This window comes from Streptomyces sp. CNP082, from assembly GCF_059570535.1.
Window position 1 is genome coordinate 49850 of record NZ_JCANSZ010000002.1, and the last position, 17032, is coordinate 66881.

Annotated in this window: 15 protein-coding genes; 7 read left to right on the forward strand and 8 right to left on the reverse strand. The window is 73.4% G+C overall.

The window, feature by feature from the left end:
* The first annotated feature begins 156 nt into the window (after positions 1-156).
* Positions 157-1164, forward strand: coding sequence for a M28 family metallopeptidase (locus B124_RS01785; protein WP_496500807.1), 1008 nt, complete (start codon positions 157-159; stop codon positions 1162-1164).
* 135 nt (positions 1165-1299) lie between these two features.
* Here B124_RS01785 and B124_RS01790 read toward each other — a convergent pair whose 3' ends face one another.
* Complete coding sequence (locus B124_RS01790) at positions 1300-1860, reverse strand: MarR family winged helix-turn-helix transcriptional regulator (RefSeq protein ID WP_496500808.1); 561 nt, start codon at positions 1858-1860, stop codon at positions 1300-1302.
* 113 nt (positions 1861-1973) lie between these two features.
* Here B124_RS01790 and B124_RS01795 point away from each other — a divergent pair, with 113 nt between their 5' ends.
* Complete coding sequence (locus B124_RS01795; RefSeq protein ID WP_496500809.1) at positions 1974-2516, forward strand: YceI family protein; 543 nt, start codon at positions 1974-1976, stop codon at positions 2514-2516.
* Between the two features lie 84 nt (positions 2517-2600).
* Here B124_RS01795 and panD read toward each other — a convergent pair whose 3' ends face one another.
* Complete coding sequence (panD, locus tag B124_RS01800; RefSeq protein ID WP_496500810.1) at positions 2601-3020, reverse strand: aspartate 1-decarboxylase; 420 nt, start codon at positions 3018-3020, stop codon at positions 2601-2603.
* Positions 3021-3141: 121 nt separating this feature from the next.
* Complete coding sequence (locus B124_RS01805; protein ID WP_496500811.1) at positions 3142-4281, reverse strand: site-2 protease family protein; 1140 nt, start codon at positions 4279-4281, stop codon at positions 3142-3144.
* Between the two features lie 479 nt (positions 4282-4760).
* Here B124_RS01805 and B124_RS01810 point away from each other — a divergent pair, with 479 nt between their 5' ends.
* The 4 genes from B124_RS01810 (at position 4761) to B124_RS01825 (ending at position 8761) form a co-directional block, all read left to right on the forward strand.
* The gene (locus B124_RS01810) at positions 4761-5618 is read left to right on the forward strand and encodes a polysaccharide deacetylase family protein (protein WP_496500812.1); all 858 of its coding nucleotides are present in this window, start codon (positions 4761-4763) and stop codon (positions 5616-5618) included.
* A gap of 183 nt (positions 5619-5801) precedes the next feature.
* Positions 5802-6542 carry a cupin domain-containing protein gene (locus B124_RS01815; RefSeq protein WP_496500813.1) on the forward strand — a complete coding sequence of 247 codons (741 nt, stop codon included), beginning with the start codon at positions 5802-5804 and terminating at the stop codon, positions 6540-6542.
* A 60-nt stretch (positions 6543-6602) separates the two neighbouring features.
* Positions 6603-7925, forward strand: a complete 1323-nt coding sequence (locus tag B124_RS01820; RefSeq protein WP_496501020.1) for a hypothetical protein — start codon at positions 6603-6605, stop codon at positions 7923-7925.
* A 134-nt stretch (positions 7926-8059) separates the two neighbouring features.
* Entirely contained in the window at positions 8060-8761 is a 702-nt protein-coding gene (locus tag B124_RS01825) for a restriction endonuclease (RefSeq protein ID WP_496500814.1), read from the forward strand.
* 17 nt (positions 8762-8778) lie between these two features.
* Here B124_RS01825 and B124_RS01830 read toward each other — a convergent pair whose 3' ends face one another.
* From B124_RS01830 to B124_RS01850, 5 genes are all read right to left on the reverse strand, one after another.
* On the reverse strand, positions 8779-10833 hold the full coding sequence (locus tag B124_RS01830) for an APC family permease (protein ID WP_496500815.1): 2055 nt from the start codon (positions 10831-10833) through the stop codon (positions 8779-8781).
* Positions 10834-10917: 84 nt separating this feature from the next.
* A complete protein-coding gene (locus B124_RS01835; RefSeq protein WP_496500816.1) occupies positions 10918-11658 on the reverse strand; it encodes a DedA family protein in 741 nt (246 codons plus the stop codon).
* A 197-nt stretch (positions 11659-11855) separates the two neighbouring features.
* On the reverse strand, positions 11856-12971 hold the full coding sequence (locus B124_RS01840) for a PucR family transcriptional regulator (protein ID WP_496500817.1): 1116 nt from the start codon (positions 12969-12971) through the stop codon (positions 11856-11858).
* A 174-nt stretch (positions 12972-13145) separates the two neighbouring features.
* Positions 13146-14783: a vWA domain-containing protein gene (locus B124_RS01845; protein ID WP_496500818.1), complete on the reverse strand. Its 1638-nt coding sequence runs from the start codon at positions 14781-14783 to the stop codon at positions 13146-13148.
* Positions 14784-15041: 258 nt separating this feature from the next.
* Positions 15042-16535 (reverse strand): CoA-acylating methylmalonate-semialdehyde dehydrogenase, encoded by a 1494-nt coding sequence (locus B124_RS01850; protein WP_496500819.1) that lies wholly within the window; start codon positions 16533-16535, stop codon positions 15042-15044.
* Between the two features lie 232 nt (positions 16536-16767).
* Between B124_RS01850 and B124_RS01855 the strand changes: the two genes are divergently transcribed.
* Positions 16768-16968: a helix-turn-helix transcriptional regulator gene (locus B124_RS01855; protein ID WP_496500820.1), complete on the forward strand. Its 201-nt coding sequence runs from the start codon at positions 16768-16770 to the stop codon at positions 16966-16968.
* Positions 16969-17032: the final 64 nt, after the last annotated feature.

Consider the following 17032-nt stretch of genomic DNA (forward strand, 5'->3'; position numbering starts at 1 on the left):
GGCGGCCGGCGGGGGCGGGGCGGGCCCGTCCGCGTACGGCACGCACCCCCTGCCCGTCCGATATCCGGTTCCGCGCGACCGGATAGCTTCTTGACGCGGCCTCATCAGCTCCGCCAGCCTCATGTGCACGACAATCCCCCACCGTTGGGAGCACTCATGCCCCTCCGTCGTGTACGCCTCGGGTCACGCCCGGCCGGCGCACTGCTCGCCGGCGGGCTGCTGACCGCGCTGCTTGTGCCGGTCTCGGCCGCCGCCGAACCCACCGCCCAGCCCGCGACCGCCGCACCCGCAGCGACTGCCGCACCCGCCGCGCGCCTCGCGCCCGAGCAGGCGCCGGACATACCCGTCGCGAACGTCAAGGCGCACCTGTCGCAGTTCCAGTCCATCGCCACCGCCAACGGCGGCAACCGCGCCCACGGCCGCCCCGGCTACCGGGCCTCGCTCGACTACGTGAAGAGCAAGCTCGACGCCGCCGGATTCACCACCCAGATCCAGCAGTTCAGCGCGGGCGGCGGCACCGGCTACAACCTCATCGCCGACTGGCCCGGCGGCGACGCGGACCAGGTCCTCATGACCGGCGCGCACCTCGACTCGGTCACCTCGGGCCCCGGCATCAACGACAACGGCACCGGCTCCGCCGCCGTACTGGAGACCGCGCTCGCCGTCGCCGAGTCGGGCTTCCAGCCGCGCGAGCACCTGCGCTTCGCCTGGTGGGGCGCGGAGGAACTGGGCCTCGTCGGCTCGCGGTACTACGTCTCCAACCTGCCGTCCGCCGACCGCGCCGCGCTCACCGGCTACCTGAACTTCGACATGATCGGCTCGCCCAACGCCGGGTACTTCGTCTACGACGACGACCCGCAGATCGAGACGGTCTTCAAGGACTACTTCGCCGGCCTCGGCGTCCCCACCGAGATCGAGACCGAGGGCGACGGCCGGTCGGACCACGCGGCGTTCAAGAGCGCGGGCGTGCCCGTCGGCGGGCTGTTCACCGGCGCGAGCACGACGAAGTCGTCGGCACAGGCGGCGAAGTGGGGCGGCACGGCCGGCCAGCCCTTCGACCGGTGCTACCACAGCTCCTGCGACACCACGTCGAACGTGAACGACACGGCGCTGGACCGCAACAGCGACGCGCTCGCGCACGCGGTGTGGACGCTGGCCGAGTAGTTCCGTACGCATCCGCCCGCTCCGCTCCGGCGGACACGCTCCCCGGCGGCGGGGCGGGCACCCGCGCGGCGGCGGGCCCGGACAGCAGCGCCGGGGCGCACGTCAGGCTTCCGGGACGGCGTCCGGAGCTGCTTCCTAGGCGGCAGCCCCGCCCGGCGCCTCCCCCGCCCCGTCCCCGGCATCCCCCGCTTCCACGCAGTCCTCGGCTTCCTCCGCATCCTCGGCCAGCGCCTGCCGGCAGATCGGCCGCAGCCCTTCCTGCACCGCGCCGCTGATCTCGCTGAGCATCTGCTGCTGCTCGGGCGTGAGCACGTCGAAGAGGTGCTTGCGCACCTCCGTCACATGCCCGGGCGCCGCCGCCTCCAAGACGCCGAACCCGGCGTCGGTGAGCTGTGCCACGGACCCGCGGCGGTCGGCGTCGGTGGCGCAGCGGGAGACGTACCCCGCCTTCTCCAGCGCCGCCACCGCGTGCGACAGCCGGCTGCGCGAGGAGCGGGCCAGCTCGGCGAGCTGGCTCATGCGCAGGCTGCGCTCGGGGGCCTCGGAGAGGTGCACGAGGATCTCGTAGTAGGCCACGGGCATCCCGGAGTCACGCCGAAGCTGGCGGTCCAGATGCGCGTTGAAGTCGCGGACGGCGTTCATGAAGAGGCGCCATATCCGCTGTTCGTCATCGGTGAGCCAGCGTACGTCGGTCATGCGTCCAGCATACCTATAGTTGAGCCCTCAACCAGAGCATGTGCTAGGGTTTGAGTGAACTTTCAACCACCTGCCCCCGGTGGAGGGCACCCGCTACGGAAGAGGCGTACTCCATGGCTACCCACGCCGACCAGATCCCCACCTACCAGACCGGCACGTGGACCATCGACCCGGTGCATTCGGACGTCGCCTTCGTCGTCCGGCACCTGGGAGTCACGAAGGTCCGCGGCACGTTCGACCATGTCGAGGGCACGATCGTGACCCACGAGGACCCGCTGCAGTCCGAGGTCAACGCGGTCATCCAGACCACCTCGGTCAACACGCGCAACGACATGCGTGACAACCACGTACGCAGCACGGACTTCCTGGACGTCGAGGGGTACCCCGAGATGACGTTCAAGTCCACCGGCATCCGCGAGAAGGACGGCGTCTACCTGATCGACGGCGACCTGACGCTGCGCGGCATCACCCGCGCCGTGACCCTGGAGACCGAGCTCGGCGGCTTCGCGCCGGGGCCGGAGGGCAGCACGGTCGTCGGGTTCTCCGCGAGCACCGAGATCAGCCGCAGCGACTTCGGCGTGACCGGCGGCGCGGCCGGCGCGGCGGTGAGCGACTCGATCAAGATCACGCTGGACATCGAGGCCGGCCGCCCCTGAGGCCCGTACGCACGCCAGCGGGCGGCCATGCGCCGCCCGCCGCACCGACCGCGGTGCGGGGCCGCCCCGCCGGGTGACGACCGCTCAGTCGCCGGCCACGGAGTCGCCCCGCACCGTGCCCGTGCCCGGCAGCGCCTCGGCCGGGTCCGAGCCGTGCCGGACGGGGCGGTTGTCGCCGTCCACGAACACGATCCGCGGCAGCAGCGCCTTCGCGTCCGCGTCCGCGACCGTCGCGTAGCTGATGACGATCACGAGGTCACCGGGGCTGACCAGCCGGGCCGCCGCGCCGTTGATGCCGATCACGCCGCTGCCCCGCGGGCCGGGGATGACGTACGTGGTGAGCCGGGCGCCGTTGTCGATGTCGACGACGTCGACCTGCTCGCCGGCCAGCAGGTCCGCGGCCTCCATGAGCCCCTCGTCGATGGTGATCGACCCGACGTAGTGCAGGTCGGCCTGCGTCACGGTGGCGCGGTGGATCTTGGACTTCAGCATCGTCCGGAACACGTGCGGCCTCGTCTGCGGTCAGGGGTACGGGATCGACGCCAGGGTAACCGCGCCGCCGCGACGACCCGGCAGCACGAACGCCGAACTGTGAGCGACGCCACCGCGCCCCGGGGGCGCGCGGTCAGAGGCCCCGTCTCCCGCGGGGGGCGGTCTCCATCAGGTAGGTCACCGTACGGCTGACGTCCGACAGCGACAGGATCCCGACGAGCCTCCCCTCCTCCGTGACCAGGACGCGGTGCTCGGGACCGGGTTCCATGCGGGGCAGGAGGTCGGCGAGGGAGTCGTCCGGGCCGACGACGATGAGCTCGGACACCGGCACCATCACCTCGCCCACGGTCACCGTCCCGCCGCCCTCGGGCCGCGCGTGCCGGGCGTCGCGCAGCGTCACCAGCCCGACCGGTTCCCCGTTCCCGGCGGTCACCGGGAACGCCCCGTGCCGGTAGTACAGGTTGTCCAGCAGCTCCGCGACGTCCAGTTCCTCGGGCACCACGACCGGATCCCGCGTCATGGCGTTCCGCACGGGGACGCCGGCGAGCAGGCCGCGCAGTTGCGCCTGCCGCGCCTCTGCGGTGGCGGCCCCGATGAGGAACCAGCCGATCAGGACCAGCCAGAGCCCGCCGAACCCGCCGCCTCTCAGAAACGTCACGAGCCCCAGCACGACGAGCAGCCAGCCCAGGGCCCGCCCCGCCGCGGTGGCCCCGGCGGTCGCCCGCAGCCGGTCGCCCGTACGCCACCACAGCAGGGCGCGCAGCAGCCGCCCGCCGTCCAGCGGCGCGGCCGGCAGGGCGTTGAAGACGGCGAGCAGCAGGTTGATACCCGCGAGCCACCCCATGACAAGGACCAGGAGCGCCGGCGCGGACGCCAGGTGCAGCAGCCAGGTGCCCAGCACGAAGAGTCCGCCCAGCAGCAGGCTGACCAGCGGCCCGACACCGGCGATCCGCAGCTCCGCCCCCGGGTTCGACGCTTCCGACTTCAGCCGGGCCATCCCGCCCAGCAGCCACAGCACGATGTCGTCCACGGAAACGCCGTTGCGCCGCGCCACCAAGGCGTGCGCCAGTTCGTGGGCCAGCAGGGAGACGAAGAAGACCACGGCGGCTCCCAGGCCCGCCGCCCAGTACAGCGCCCAGACGTGGCCCGGCTCGGCTTCCGGGAGCTGGCCTTGCGCGAGCCCGACCGCGATGACGCCGAAGATGAGGACCACGCTCCAGTGGACCCCGATCCGGACGCCGGCGATGCGCCCCAGCGTGAACGTCGCCCGCACAGCGTCACTCCTCCGCTCGCACCCGGCGCGGCACGGACCGGCGCGGCCCGCTCCCCGGCCGCGCCCGGCTCCGTACCCGATGACTCCAGTGAAGCCCCGTCCGCGCCCCGGCACGCTGTCGAAGGGGCGCCACCTGGGCCGTTCGGCGTAGCCGGACCCTCTCGGAGGCACCGGAACGAGCCCGGGGACAGGGCCGCGACGGGCCCTCCCGGGCGGGCGCCCGGGAGGCGGCAGAACAGCACACGGGCCGGTCGGATGAATTGCCGGATGACGGGGTCGGTGCCGGGTGCGGCCGACGGCACGGGGCAGACGCGACGCTCGCGCACCCCGCCTCCGCAGGCGGGCAAGACGCTCAAGACGCCCTCACGACTACCCCGTTACGGACCCGCGCGCCACTCTCCGGGGCCCGATCCGGTGCTTCCCTCCGCCGCCCCGTGTCGCTGGCCTTCCCGGGCTCCGCCCTGTGAGACCAGTTGGTCATGAAATATGACAAATACCCCACCCGGGGGCTGCCCCGGCGCACCGCGCTCTGCCTGGGCCTGCTCGGCGCGTACCAGCTCGCCATCGCCCCCGACGCACACACCCCCAGGCCGGGAGCGGCCGACGGGGCGGAGCTGGCGAACGGCAAGCCGCTCGGCCACGCCTCGTACCCGCTGCGCCCGGCCGCCGGCCGCACCGGCGCCGCTCCGATGACGACGTCCGGCGGCATGGCCCGTATCGCAGGACCGACCCGGCCGGTGGCGGTGCGCGCCGCGCCGCACACCATGCTCCGGGAGACCGGCAAGAAGATCGCGCTCACCTTCGACGACGGCCCGCACGCGACGCAGACGCCGGAGATCCTGCGGATCCTGCGACGCCACCGGGCGCACGCGACGTTCTTCGTCATCGGCGAGAACATCCCCTGGAACCGCGACGTGCTGCGCCGGATCGCCGCCGACGGCCACGTCGTCGGCAACCACTCCTACACCCACCCGCAGCTCGACCTGATCAGCACCCCGCGGGTGCGCGAGGAACTGGAGCGGACCTGCGAGCTGGTGGCGAAGGAGCTGGGTGCGCCGCCGCGGCTGGCGCGGGCGCCGTACGGGATGTGGCACCCGCCGAGCCTGGAGATCTGCGCGCAACTGCAGATGGAGCCCTTCCAGTGGGACATCGACACCCTCGACTGGGACTTCCGCGACCAGGCGTTCATCGAGACGACCGTGCTCGGGCAGGCGCATCCGGGCGCGATCGTGCTGGCGCACGACGGCGGGGGCAACAGATGGGCGACGGTACGGGCGCTGGAGTACTACCTGCCGCGGCTGCTGGACGAGGGCTACACGCTGGCGCAGCCCGCGTAACACCCGAAACCCTGCCTTCCCCTGCCTTCCCCTGCGCCCCCCGCACACCCGCCCAAGGGTAGGCCGCCCCACTGACAGAACCGGCCGCCGGCGGACCGCACGCCGGCCGCCTCCCGCACCGTGCCGCGGCACGGCCGGAGATCCGACGGTCCGGGGGGCTGGCCCGTAGAAAGCGCTTGCGTCATGCTGGTGCCCATGGCCGATCCCGCACTCCCGCCCCTTCCCGGCGGCGTCAGCGTCTCCCGGCTCCGCGTCTACGACTGGCAGGCCCCCGACGGCCTCCGCGGCGGCACCCCGCATCTGCACCTCGCCTGCACCGAGGCGTACGTCGTCCTCGGCGGCCACGGCGCCGTGCAGACCCTGACCACCTCCGGGTACGCCGAGACCGAGCTGGCCGAAGACGCCGTCGTCTGGTTCACGCCCGGCACCATCCACCGGCTCGTCAACGCCGACGGCCGGCTCGACATCCTGGTCCTGATGCAGAACGCGGGCCTGCCCGAGGCCGGCGACGCCGTCTTCCCCTTCCCGCCCGACGTCCTCTCCGACGACGCCGCCTACGCCCGCGCCGCCGCGCTCGACCCGGCGGAGCCGGAGAAGTCCGCGCAGGCGCGCCGCGACCTGGCGCTGGCCGGCTTCGCCGAGCTGGCCGGGGCCGCGCGGGCGGGCGACACCGGGCCGCTGGCGGCGTTCCACGCGCGGGCGGTGGAGCTCGTACGTCCGCACCTGGACGACTGGCGGACCCGCTGGGAACGGGGCCCGGCCGCCGCCGCGGCGGCGACGGCCGCGCACCTGGACGCGCTGCGCACGGACGGCGGCCACCTGCGGGCGGCGTCGGTGCAGCGGACGGGGGCGGCGGCGCGGCTCGGCATGTGCGGGCGGCTCCAGGCGTGCGACCTGGACGGAGCGGTGATGGTCGGGACGTAGCGGGAGGCAGCGGCCGGAACCCGGGTGGCGTCCGCCCACCACACCGGAAGAATGTCAGGTATGCACCGGTTCCTGGCGCCACTCCTCGCCCTCCTCGCCACGCTCCTCACGGCGTCCCCCGCGCACGCCCAGGACCCCGTCGGCGACGCCGCCCAGGCGCTGCGCGAGCGCCCCGTCTACGTCCACCCCGACGTCCGGGGCCAACTGTCCGTCGGCCGGGCCAACGCGCTCGCCGCCCGGATCAAGGACGAGGACCGCCCCGTCTTCGTCGCCGTGCTCCCCGCGGACTCCGGTGTCGCCGCCCGCGACGTGCTGCCGAACCTCCGCTCGCGTACCGGCATCGCCGGCGTCTACGCCGTCCGCCTCGGCGACGGCTTCGGCGCCGCCGCCGACTCCCGCGTGCTGCCCGACCGGGCCGTCGACAACCTCCGCCGCGCCGCGATCGGCGCCCACCCCGGCGACGCCACCGGCCAGGTGGTCACCTTCGCCGACGAGGCCGCCCGGCAGGCCCGCGGCAGCGCGCCCTCCGGTTGGAACGGCAGCGTGGGCATCAGCGCGACCGGGGTCGTCGTCCTCGGCGTGACGGTGCTGCTGATCGCCGGCGGCGCGCTCTTCGTCCATCAGCGCGGCAAGCGCCGCAGCGCAAAGCGGGCCGGAGCGGAGCTGGCGCGGCTGCGCACCGTCGTCGACGAGGACATCACCGCGTACGGCGAGGAGATGACCCGTATCGCCTTCGACCCCGCCGACCCGGCCGCGGACGACGCGATGCGCGAGGACTACCAGAAGGCGCTCGACGCGTACGAGAAGGCCAAGGCCCGGATGGACGCGGCCGGCGTCCCCCGCGACGTGCGCGGGGTGACACAGGCGCTGGAGGAGGGGCGGTTCGCGCTGGCGACGCTGGAGGCGCGCCGCACCGGCGCGGCGCTCCCCGAGCACCGCCCCCCGTGCTTCTTCGACCCCCGCCACGGCCCGTCGACCGCCGACGTGCAGTGGGCCCCGCCGGGCGCCGCGCCGCGCACGGTGCCGGCGTGCACGGCGGACGCGAACCTCCTCGCCGCCGGCGAGGAGCCGATGACCCGCACGGTCGAGACGGCCGGCGGCCCGCGGCCCTACTGGAACGCCGGCCCGGCTTACGCCCCGTGGGCGGGCGGCTACTTCGGCGGCGGCCTCCTCCCGGGGCTGCTGGTGGGCACGATGCTGGGGCAGACCATGTACGCCCCGGGCGGCGGGGCGGGCGGGGACGGCTACGAGGGCGGGGACCAGACCGGCGCCGACTTCGACTCCGGGGACTTCGACGGCGGCTTCGGCGGCGGCGACTTCGGCGGCGGCGGGGGCTTCGGGGACGGCGGGGGCTTCGGGGACGGCGGCTTCGGCGGCTTCTGAGCACGGCGGGACGGCCCGTACACGAAAGCCGGCAGGCGGCTGCCGGCGGGACTGGCCGAGTCGCGCCCTTCACGACCGGTGCCGCGTTCCTCACACTACGTCACAGCACCGACAACCGACGTGGGGGTGGGGCGATGGCGGCGCGACGACGGCGGTCCGCCGCCCGGCGACGCCGGGCCGCGCGGCTCAGGGCGGCCTCGGCCGGCGGCGCGCTGCTGCTGGCCCTCCTGGCCGTCTGCTGGTCCACGGTCTGGCCGTACGCCCTCGGCGCCCTCGCCGCCGTCGCGGCCGGGGCGCTCGCCGTCGGCCTCTGGCGTACGGACCGCGGGATCCGGCGCCGGGACCGCCAGTGGCGCGCGGAGGACCGGATCAGCGCCGGCCGGCGCACCCTCACCGAGATCGACGCCATGTCCGGCGAGGAGTTCGAAGAGCACGTCGCGCTCCTGCTGCGCCGGGACGGCTGCACCGACGTCCGCCGCGTCGGCCGGTCCGGCGACCACGGCGTCGACGTCACCGCCCGCCTCCCCGACGGCCGGCTGCTGATCACGCAGTGCAAGAGGTACGCGCCCAGCCGCCGGATCGCCGAACGCGACCTGCGCGACCTCCTCGGCGCCAGGACCCACACCGGCGCCGATGTGGCCGCCTTCGTCACCACCGCCGGCTTCAGCCGGCCTTCCCTGACGTACGCGAAGCAGAACGGTCTGATCGCCGTCCACCGCGACTACCTCGGCACCTGGAACAGCGGCGCCACCCTCGACGCGCTGGGCCACGTGAACGGCGCCGGGCAGGGCGACCACCGGCACCGGCGCCGCTGGAAGAAGACCTACGGCACCTGACGGCCCGTACCGCCCCGCTACCGCCCCGTCGTCTCCCGCCGCTTCCGCGCGCCCGCCGGGGCCGGGCCCCGTACCGCACCCGGCGCCTGCCACTCCGCACCGCGCCGCGCCCGCCGCTTGGCGCGCTCGCTGGAGCCGAGCTGGTACGGCACCGAGGTCACCATCACGCCCGGCGTGAACAGCAGCCGCGCCTTCAGCCGCAGCGCGCTCTGGTTGTGCAGCAGGTGCTCGTACCAGTGCCCGACGACGTACTCCGGGATGTAGACGCTGATCACCGTGTCCGGCTTCTCCCGGCGCAGCCGCTTGACGTACTCGATCAGCGGCCTGGTGATCTCGCGGTACGGCGACTCGATGACGGTCAGCGGCACGTCCAGCTCGCTGTCCACCCACTGCTGCTGCAGCGTCCTGGTCTCGTCGGCGTCGACCCCGATGGTCAGCGCCTCCAGCTTGTCGGAACGTACGAGCTTCGCGTACGCCAGCGCGCGCATCGTCGGGCGGTGCAGCTGGGAGACGAGCACGATGGAGTGCACGTGCCCCGGGCGCGGCATCGCGTCGTCCTCCTCCTCGGCGACCGCGACCTCCTGCGCCACCCGGTCGTAGTGGCGGCGGATGGCGGCCATCACCGCGTAGAAGAAGATCATGCCGGCCAGCGCGATCCACGCGCCGTGGCTGAATTTGGTGACCAGCACGACCACCAGCACCAGCGCGCAGAACACCGCGCCGAAGCCGTTCATCGCGCGGGACCGCAGGATGCGCCGGCGCGCGTCGGGGGCGTGCTCGGTGGCCAGTGCGCGGTTCCAGTGCCGGACCATGCCGGTCTGGCTGAAGGTGAAGGAGACGAAGACGCCGACGATGTAGAGCTGGATCAGCCGGGTGGAGTCGGCCTCGAAGGCGTAGACGAGGGCGCCGGCGAGCAGGGCGACGAAGAGGATGCCGTTGCTGAACGCCAGCCGGTCGCCCCGGGTGTGCAACTGGCGCGGCAGGAAGCGGTCGTGGGCCAGGATCGAGCCGAGCACGGGAAAGCCGTTGTACGCGGTGTTGGCGGCCAGGAACAGCACCAGCGCCGTTGCCGCCGCCAGGATGACGAACGGCAGCGAGCCGTCGCCGAAGACCGCCGCGCCGACCTGCGCGATCACCGGGTTCTGGACGAAGCCGGACCCGACCGCCTCGCCGTTGCGCACCAGCTCCTCGGCCGGCCGCTCGGCCATCCGCACGTCGGTGTGCATGGCGAGGGCGATGATGCCGACGAACATGGAGATCGCCAGCAGGCCCATCATGGCCAGCGTCGTCGCCGCGTTGCGGCTCTTGGGCTTGCGGAAGGCGGGCACTCCGTTGCTGATCGCCTCGACGCCGGTCAGCGCGGCGCAGCCGGAGGAGAAGGCCCGTAGCAGCAGGAAGACCAGCGCGAAGCCGGCGAGGCCGCCCGCGTGCTCGCTCCTGATCTCCAGGTCGGCGGTGGGTGCGCGCATCGTGTCGCCGAGCGCCAGGGCGCGGAAGGCGCCCCAGCCGATCATGATCAGCACGCTGGCGACGAAGACGTACGTGGGGATGGCGAAGAGGGTCCCCGACTCCTTCACGCCCCGCAGGTTCATGGTGGTCAGCAGGCCGATGACGATCAGCGCGCACAGCACTTTGTTCTCGGCGGCGAAGCCCCAGGCCGAGCCCAGGTTCTCCACCCCGGCGGAGACCGACACCGCGACGGTGAGCACGTAGTCGACGAGCAGCGCGCTGGCCACCACCTGGCCGGCGCGCCGGCCGAGGTTGGTGGTGGCGACCTCGTAGTCGCCGCCGCCGCTGGGGTAGGCGTGCACCGTCTTGCGGTACGAGGCGACGACGACGACCATCAGCACGACGATGGCCCCGGTGATCCAGGGGCTGTACGTGTACGCGCCGACGCCGGCGATCGACAGGACGATCAGCACCTCGCCCGGGGCGTACGCAACCGAGGACAGCGGGTCGGAGGCGAAGACCGGGAGCGCGACGCGCTTGGGGAGCAGCGTCTCGCTCAGCCGGTCGCTGCGAAGCGCGCGGCCGATCAGTATGCGCTTCGGCAGTTCGGTCAGCTTGGGCACGGGGCGATCGTAAGTGATCCGAAATACCGCTCTGGTCAGCGAAGTGCGCTTTGTCCAGGACGACGGCGAGGTTTTGACGCGACTCTAACGCCGGGCGTGCCGGCCGCGCTGCGGGCCGCCGTCGCCGCCGTCGGCGGCGGGGGTCTCGGGGCCGGGCGGAGGGGCGGCCGGCTGGTCGGCCGAAGGCGCTGGCGGGGGTGCCTTCTTGGCGCGGCTGCGGGCGCGCAGGTACTCGATGACGATCGGCAGCACCGACAGCAGCACGATGCCGACGAGGATCGCCTCGACGTTCTGGTGCACGAAGTCGACGCGGCCGAGGGCGGCACCCAGGAGGGTGACGCCGACGCCCCAGAGGATGCCCCCGATGACGTTGAAGATGAGGAACGGCCGGTAGCTCATCCGGCTGACGCCGGCGATGATCGGGGTGAAGGTGCGCACGATGGGCACGAAGCGGGCCAGCACCAGCGACTTCGGGCCGTGCTTCTCGAAGAACTCGTGCGCTTTCAGCACGTTCTCCTGCTTGAACAGCTTGGAGTCCGGGCGGTTGAAGAGGGAGGGGCCGACCTTGCGGCCGAAGAGATAGCCGACCTGGTCGCCGGCGATCGCCGCGAGGGCGACGAGCACGGCCATCAGCCACAGCGGGAAGTCGAGCACGTCCGAGGTGATCAGCAGGCCGGTGGTGAACAGCAGCGAGTCGCCCGGCAGGAAGAAGCCGATGAGGAGCCCGGACTCGGCGAAGACGATCAGGAGCACGCCGGCCACGCCGAACTTGTCGATCAGGAAGTCGGGATCCAGCCACCCCGGTCCGAGCGCAAGCGTGTTCATGGGTTCGGGACTCCTGACATCCGGGACAGGCGGCAGGGAGAAGAGTGGGCCACCTACGGGGCGAAACGCAAACCGGGGGCGTGCGGTTCCGGACGCGGGGCAGGCAGGTGGTGAAGCTGCGGGGCGGGCGCCGGGGGTGCCGGGGTTTGCCGGGGTGCTCCGGGGGCGGAAGGCGGGGGCCGGGGTCGCCGGGGCGGCTAGATCTGCTCCGCCGGCCAGCCGAGGAGGCGGGCGCCCATGGCGGCGGTCTCCAAGGTGTACCGGTGCAGGGAGTCCGCCACGTCGTAGCCGGTGAGGCTGCGTATCCGGTCCAGCCGGTACGACAGCGTGCGCACGCTCACCCCCAGCCGCCGGGCCGCCTCGGCGTTGACGTAGCCGGCGGCGGCGCACGTCTGCAACGTCGCGAGCAGCGGCTCGGCGCCGCCACGGGCCTGCGTCAGCGGGCCCAGGACGGTGCGTACCAGATCGGCCATCGCCGCCCGGTCGCGCAGCAGCACCGGGAAGACCAGCAGCTCCGCGGCCTGCAGCACCGGCTGTGTGAGGCCGAGGGCGGCGGCCATGTCGAGCGCGCCGAGCGCCTCCTCGTAGCTGCGGACGACCCCGCTGGGGCCCGCGTGCTCGCGGCCCATGGCGACGCGGGTGGCGCTGGCGTACCCGCCGCCCGGCTCCAGCGCCACCTTGGCGAAAGCCTCCAGCAGCGCGCGCTCGCTGCTTCCGGCGACGCAGACGAGCTGGCCCTCCTTGGTGGTGAGCAGCACGTCGTGCTCGCCGAAGCGGCCCAGCAGCTCCCGTTCGATACGCCGCACCAGCGGATGGACGTCGGCGAAGGGCTCCTCGCCGGCCGCGACCGCGACGGCATGGGCGCGGGCCAGGCGCAGCCCGAAGCGCTCCGCGCGCTCGGCGAGCCGGCCGAGGTCGCTGCGGCCGTAGAGCAGGTCGTCGATGAACTCGCGGCGCTCGGCCTCCTCCTGCCGGACCGCGAGCCGCTGGGCGCGCTCGTGGCCCTCGCCGAGCGCGGCGACGGCCGCCTCGACCGCGGCCAGCACGGCGTCGCCGCTGCGGGCCCGCTCGGCGGCGCTCGCGGCCCTGGCCACGCCGGGCAGGGCGGCCCAGGTGCGGCGGGTCTCGGCGAGGTGGTCGCCGATCAGCTCACGCAGGCTGCGGCCGGACTCGGCGGCCTGCTCGCCGAGCTCGCGCAGCGCGTCAAGTTCGGGGCGGCGCAGCAGCCGTCCGGTGGCGGACACCTCGGCCAGCAGTTCCGCATAGCCGACGAGGACGTCGGGGGGTGCCCCCACTACGGGCGTTCGCGCCACCGCCGCTCCCGGTTGCCGGATCCTGGAGAAGGGACACCGCTGTCGCTGCCGGGTCCCGGAAATGTGGCGCCCAGAGTACGGCACGGACGTTCGGACAGGAAAGCGCGCCCGTACGGGCTGCAGGGGCGGCGGAAGCCAGGCTCCCGCCGCCCCTGCCGTGCCGGCGTTCCCGGATCAGCCCGTCAGCGCGACGGCCTGCCGGACGGTCTCGGCCAGGTCGCCCACCGCCGGATCCTCGGTCTCGGCGGCCAGGTCCTCGGCGTGACCGGCGAGTTCGCCGACCGTGGGCGCCCCGGGCAGCGGCGTGTAGCCGGCGCCGGTGGTGGTGCCGCTGTCACCGCCCTCCTTGCCCTCCGTATACGGCTCGGGCGTGGTGCCGGCGCCGGAGCCGCCGCGCAGGGCGTCGGCGAAGTAGGCGGCCAGCGCGGTGAGCTGCAGCCGGGGCGGGGCCGCGCCCCACAGGTCGCCGGACAGGGCGCTCGCGTCGACGGTGCTGGACTCCTCGTGCGGGGCGCGGGTGTCGGGGTCGAGCCAGCGCACGGTGGCCGTCGCGACGCTGCCCGAGGCGCCCTCGGCGAGCCGGACGGCGTAGAGCGCGGTGACGGTGTGGCCGGGGCCGACCTCGCCGCCGTCTACGGCGTCGTTGCGGAAGTCCTCGTCTGCGACCTGGCGGTTGTCGTAGCCGATCAGCCGGTAGTCGGAGACGGCGTGCTGGTCGAAGACGACCTGGGCCTTGGCGTCGCGGGCGCGCAGGTCGACGTTGCGCGGCAGGTCCTCGACGAAGACCTCGCGGGCCTCCTCGGTCTCGGAGACGTAGGTGGTGTGACCGTCGCCCTGGTTGGTCAGCCGCTCCATCAGCGCGTCGCCGTACTCGCTGCCTACGCCGACGCCGAACAGGGTGATCCCGTAGTCCTCCCGGGCCGCGGCGATGCGGTCGAGGATGGCGTCGGGGTCGGTGGCGCCGGTGTTGGCGAGCGCGTCGGAAAGCAGGACGACGCGGTTCGTCGCGCCCTTGCGGTGGCCGTCGACCGCCTCGTCGTAGCCGCGGGCCATGCCGGCCTCGACGTTGGTGCTCTCGGCGGGCTGCAGTTTCTCGACCGCGTCGTGGATACGCTCCTGTGCCCCGCCCACGGCCGTCATCGGCAGCACGGTGCGGGCCTCGTCGCTGAACGCGACCAGCGCCAGCGCGTCGTCGTCGCGCAGTTCGTCGACCGCGGTGTGCAGGGCCTCGCGGACGAGGCTGAGCCGGCCGGGCTCGGCCATCGAACCGGAGACGTCCACGACGAAGGTCAGCGCGGCGGGCCGGCGCGCCTTCGTGCCGTACTCGTTGCTGTCGGGGCGGGTCGCCAGCCCCACGCGCATCAGCGACCAGCCGTCGTCCGTCGTGGCAGCGCCGTCGGCGGTGACGGAGAAACCGTCGTCCTCGGGCGCGGGGTAGTCCTGGCGGAAGCTGTTGATGAACTCCTCGTGGCGCACGGTGTCCGCCTGCGGCAGCGAGCCGGCGCCGATGGTGCGGCGGGCGTAGCTGTACGAGGCGGTGTCCACGTCGAGTGCGAAGGTGGAGACCATGTCGGGCTCGGGTACGAAGGAGTCCCCCCGCTCCTTGCCGGCGGCCTCCGGGGCGGCGTCGTACGCGCCGTCCGGGACCACGGAGGGCGCCTGGGCAGCCGGCGGTGGCACATCTCCGCCACCGGCCGCGTCCTCCAGGGACGCCTGTTCCTTGTGCGTGTCATCTCCCCCACCACTGCAGCCCGTCAGCAGCAGCGGCACCGCCACCAGTCCTGCCAGTCCATTGAGCACCGCGCGTCTCATCGCGCCCCTCCCTCGTGCTGTCCTTGTCGGGACTGTGACGAAGGAGGGGGCGATTCGGTGCCGTTACTCCGTCGACTCGCGGATCCCGGCCCGGGGCATCAATGACACGGCATCAGCTCCTCGCACACACGACGGTTGATGGTGGAGGCGGTGCGGAACACCGGGACCGTCCGGATCCCGGTGCCGCAGACAGTCGCACCGTTACCCGCAACGTACCGTCCGGCCGCACGCTCCGCCTCCCCAATGCCGGCACCGATCTCATCGGGACGTCGGGAAGCCCAGGTCGATGCCGCCGTCCGCAGGGTCGGGCCAGCGGGTGGTGACGACCTTCGCCCGGGTGTAGAAGCGGACGCCGTCCTCGCCGTAGATGTGATGGTCGCCGAAGAGGGAGTCCTTCCAGCCGCCGAAGGAGTGGTAGCCCACGGGCACGGGGATCGGCACGTTCACGCCGACCATCCCCGCCGTGGCCTCCAACTGGAAGCGGCGGGCGGCGCCGCCGTCGCGGGTGAAGATGGCGGTGCCGTTGCCCCACGGCGAACCGTTGACGAGCTGCACGCCCTCCTCGTACGTCTCCGCCCGCACCACGCACAGCACCGGCCCGAAGATCTCGTCCCGGTACGCGTCGGAGTCCACCGGCACCCGGTCCAGCAGGCTGACCCCGATCCAGTGACCGTCCTCGCGGCCGGGCACGGTGTAGCCCGTGCCGTCCACGACCACCTCGGCGCCCTGCGCCGCGGCCCCCCGCACATAGCCGGCGACCTTGTCACGGTGCTCGCGGGTGATGAGGGGGCCCATCTCCGAGTCGGGGTCGTCCCCCGGGCCGATGCGGACCTTGCGCGCCCGCTCGGCGATCTTCGCCACCAGCTCGTCTCCGGTGCCGCCGACCGCGACCACCGCCGAGACCGCCATACAGCGCTCCCCCGCCGAGCCGTACGCCGCCGAGACCGCCGCGTCCGCAGCCGCGTCCAGATCGGCGTCGGGCAGCACCAGCATGTGGTTCTTCGCCCCGCCGAGCGCCTGGACGCGCTTGCCGTGGGAGGTGCCGGTGGTGAAGACGTACCGGGCGATCGGGGTGGAGCCGACAAAGCTGAGCGCGGCGACGTCGGGGTGCTCCAGCAGCCGGTCGACGGCCACCTTGTCGCCGTGGACGACGTTGAACACGCCCTCCGGCAGCCCCGCCTCGGCAAGCAGCTCCGCGAGCAGCCCGGCCGCCGACGGGTCCTTCTCGCTCGGCTTCAGCACGAAGGTGTTGCCGCAGGCCAGGGCCAGCGGGAACATCCACATCGGCACCATGGCGGGGAAGTTGAACGGCGTGATGCCCGCGACCACGCCGACGGGCTGCCGGATCGAGGCGACGTCGATACGGGTGGAGACCTGCGTGGACAGCTCGCCCTTGAGCAACTGCGGAATGCCGCAGGCGACCTCGACGACCTCCAGCCCGCGGGCCACCTCGCCGAGCGCGTCGGAGTGGACCTTGCCGTGCTCTGCGGTGATCAGCCGGGCGACGTCCTCGCGCCGGGCGGCGAGCAGTTCGCGGAAGCGGAACAGCACCGCGGTGCGCCGCGCGAGCGACGACACGCTCCACTCCGCGAACGCCTCGCGGGCGGCGGCGACGGCGGCGTCCACCTCAGCGGCGGAGGCGAACGCGACCTCGGCGGCCTGCGCTCCGGTGGCGGGGTCGTAGACCGGTCCCGACCGTCCCGAGGCGCCTTCGACTGCCTTGCCGCCGATCCAGTGGCCGATGGTCTTCATGGGCAATCCCTTCGTCCAGCAACGGTTTCGGTCTAACCGCCGCCGCGGAGCGGTGTCAATCATGCGTCGATCACGCCGCGTGCGTGTCCCGTTACCAATGTCACGATTACGTCGGTTCTCCACCACATCTGCTCGACAACCCCTCGCCGATGGTCGGCCGGAGGCTCCCGGCGGGCACAGGGTCACTGATCACCAGGGGCGCTGCCCCGGCGCCCCGCCGGGAGGTACAGAGATGACGGACAGTCTGTGGTCGTACAAGGAGATCGCTGCGCACATCGGCGTGCGGACGGAGACCGTGCGGTCGTACCGCAAGCACGGGATGCTGCCGGCGCCCGACGCCGTCGAGCGCGGCAGGCCCTACTGGCACCCGGACACGGTGCACGCCTGGGTCGCGCAGCGGCCCAGCAGCCGCGGGCGCCGCGGACACCGGTGACGGCCGACGCCCGCAGCAAGGCGGACGCCCGCAGCAAGGCCGACGCCCGCAGCAAGGCCGAGGC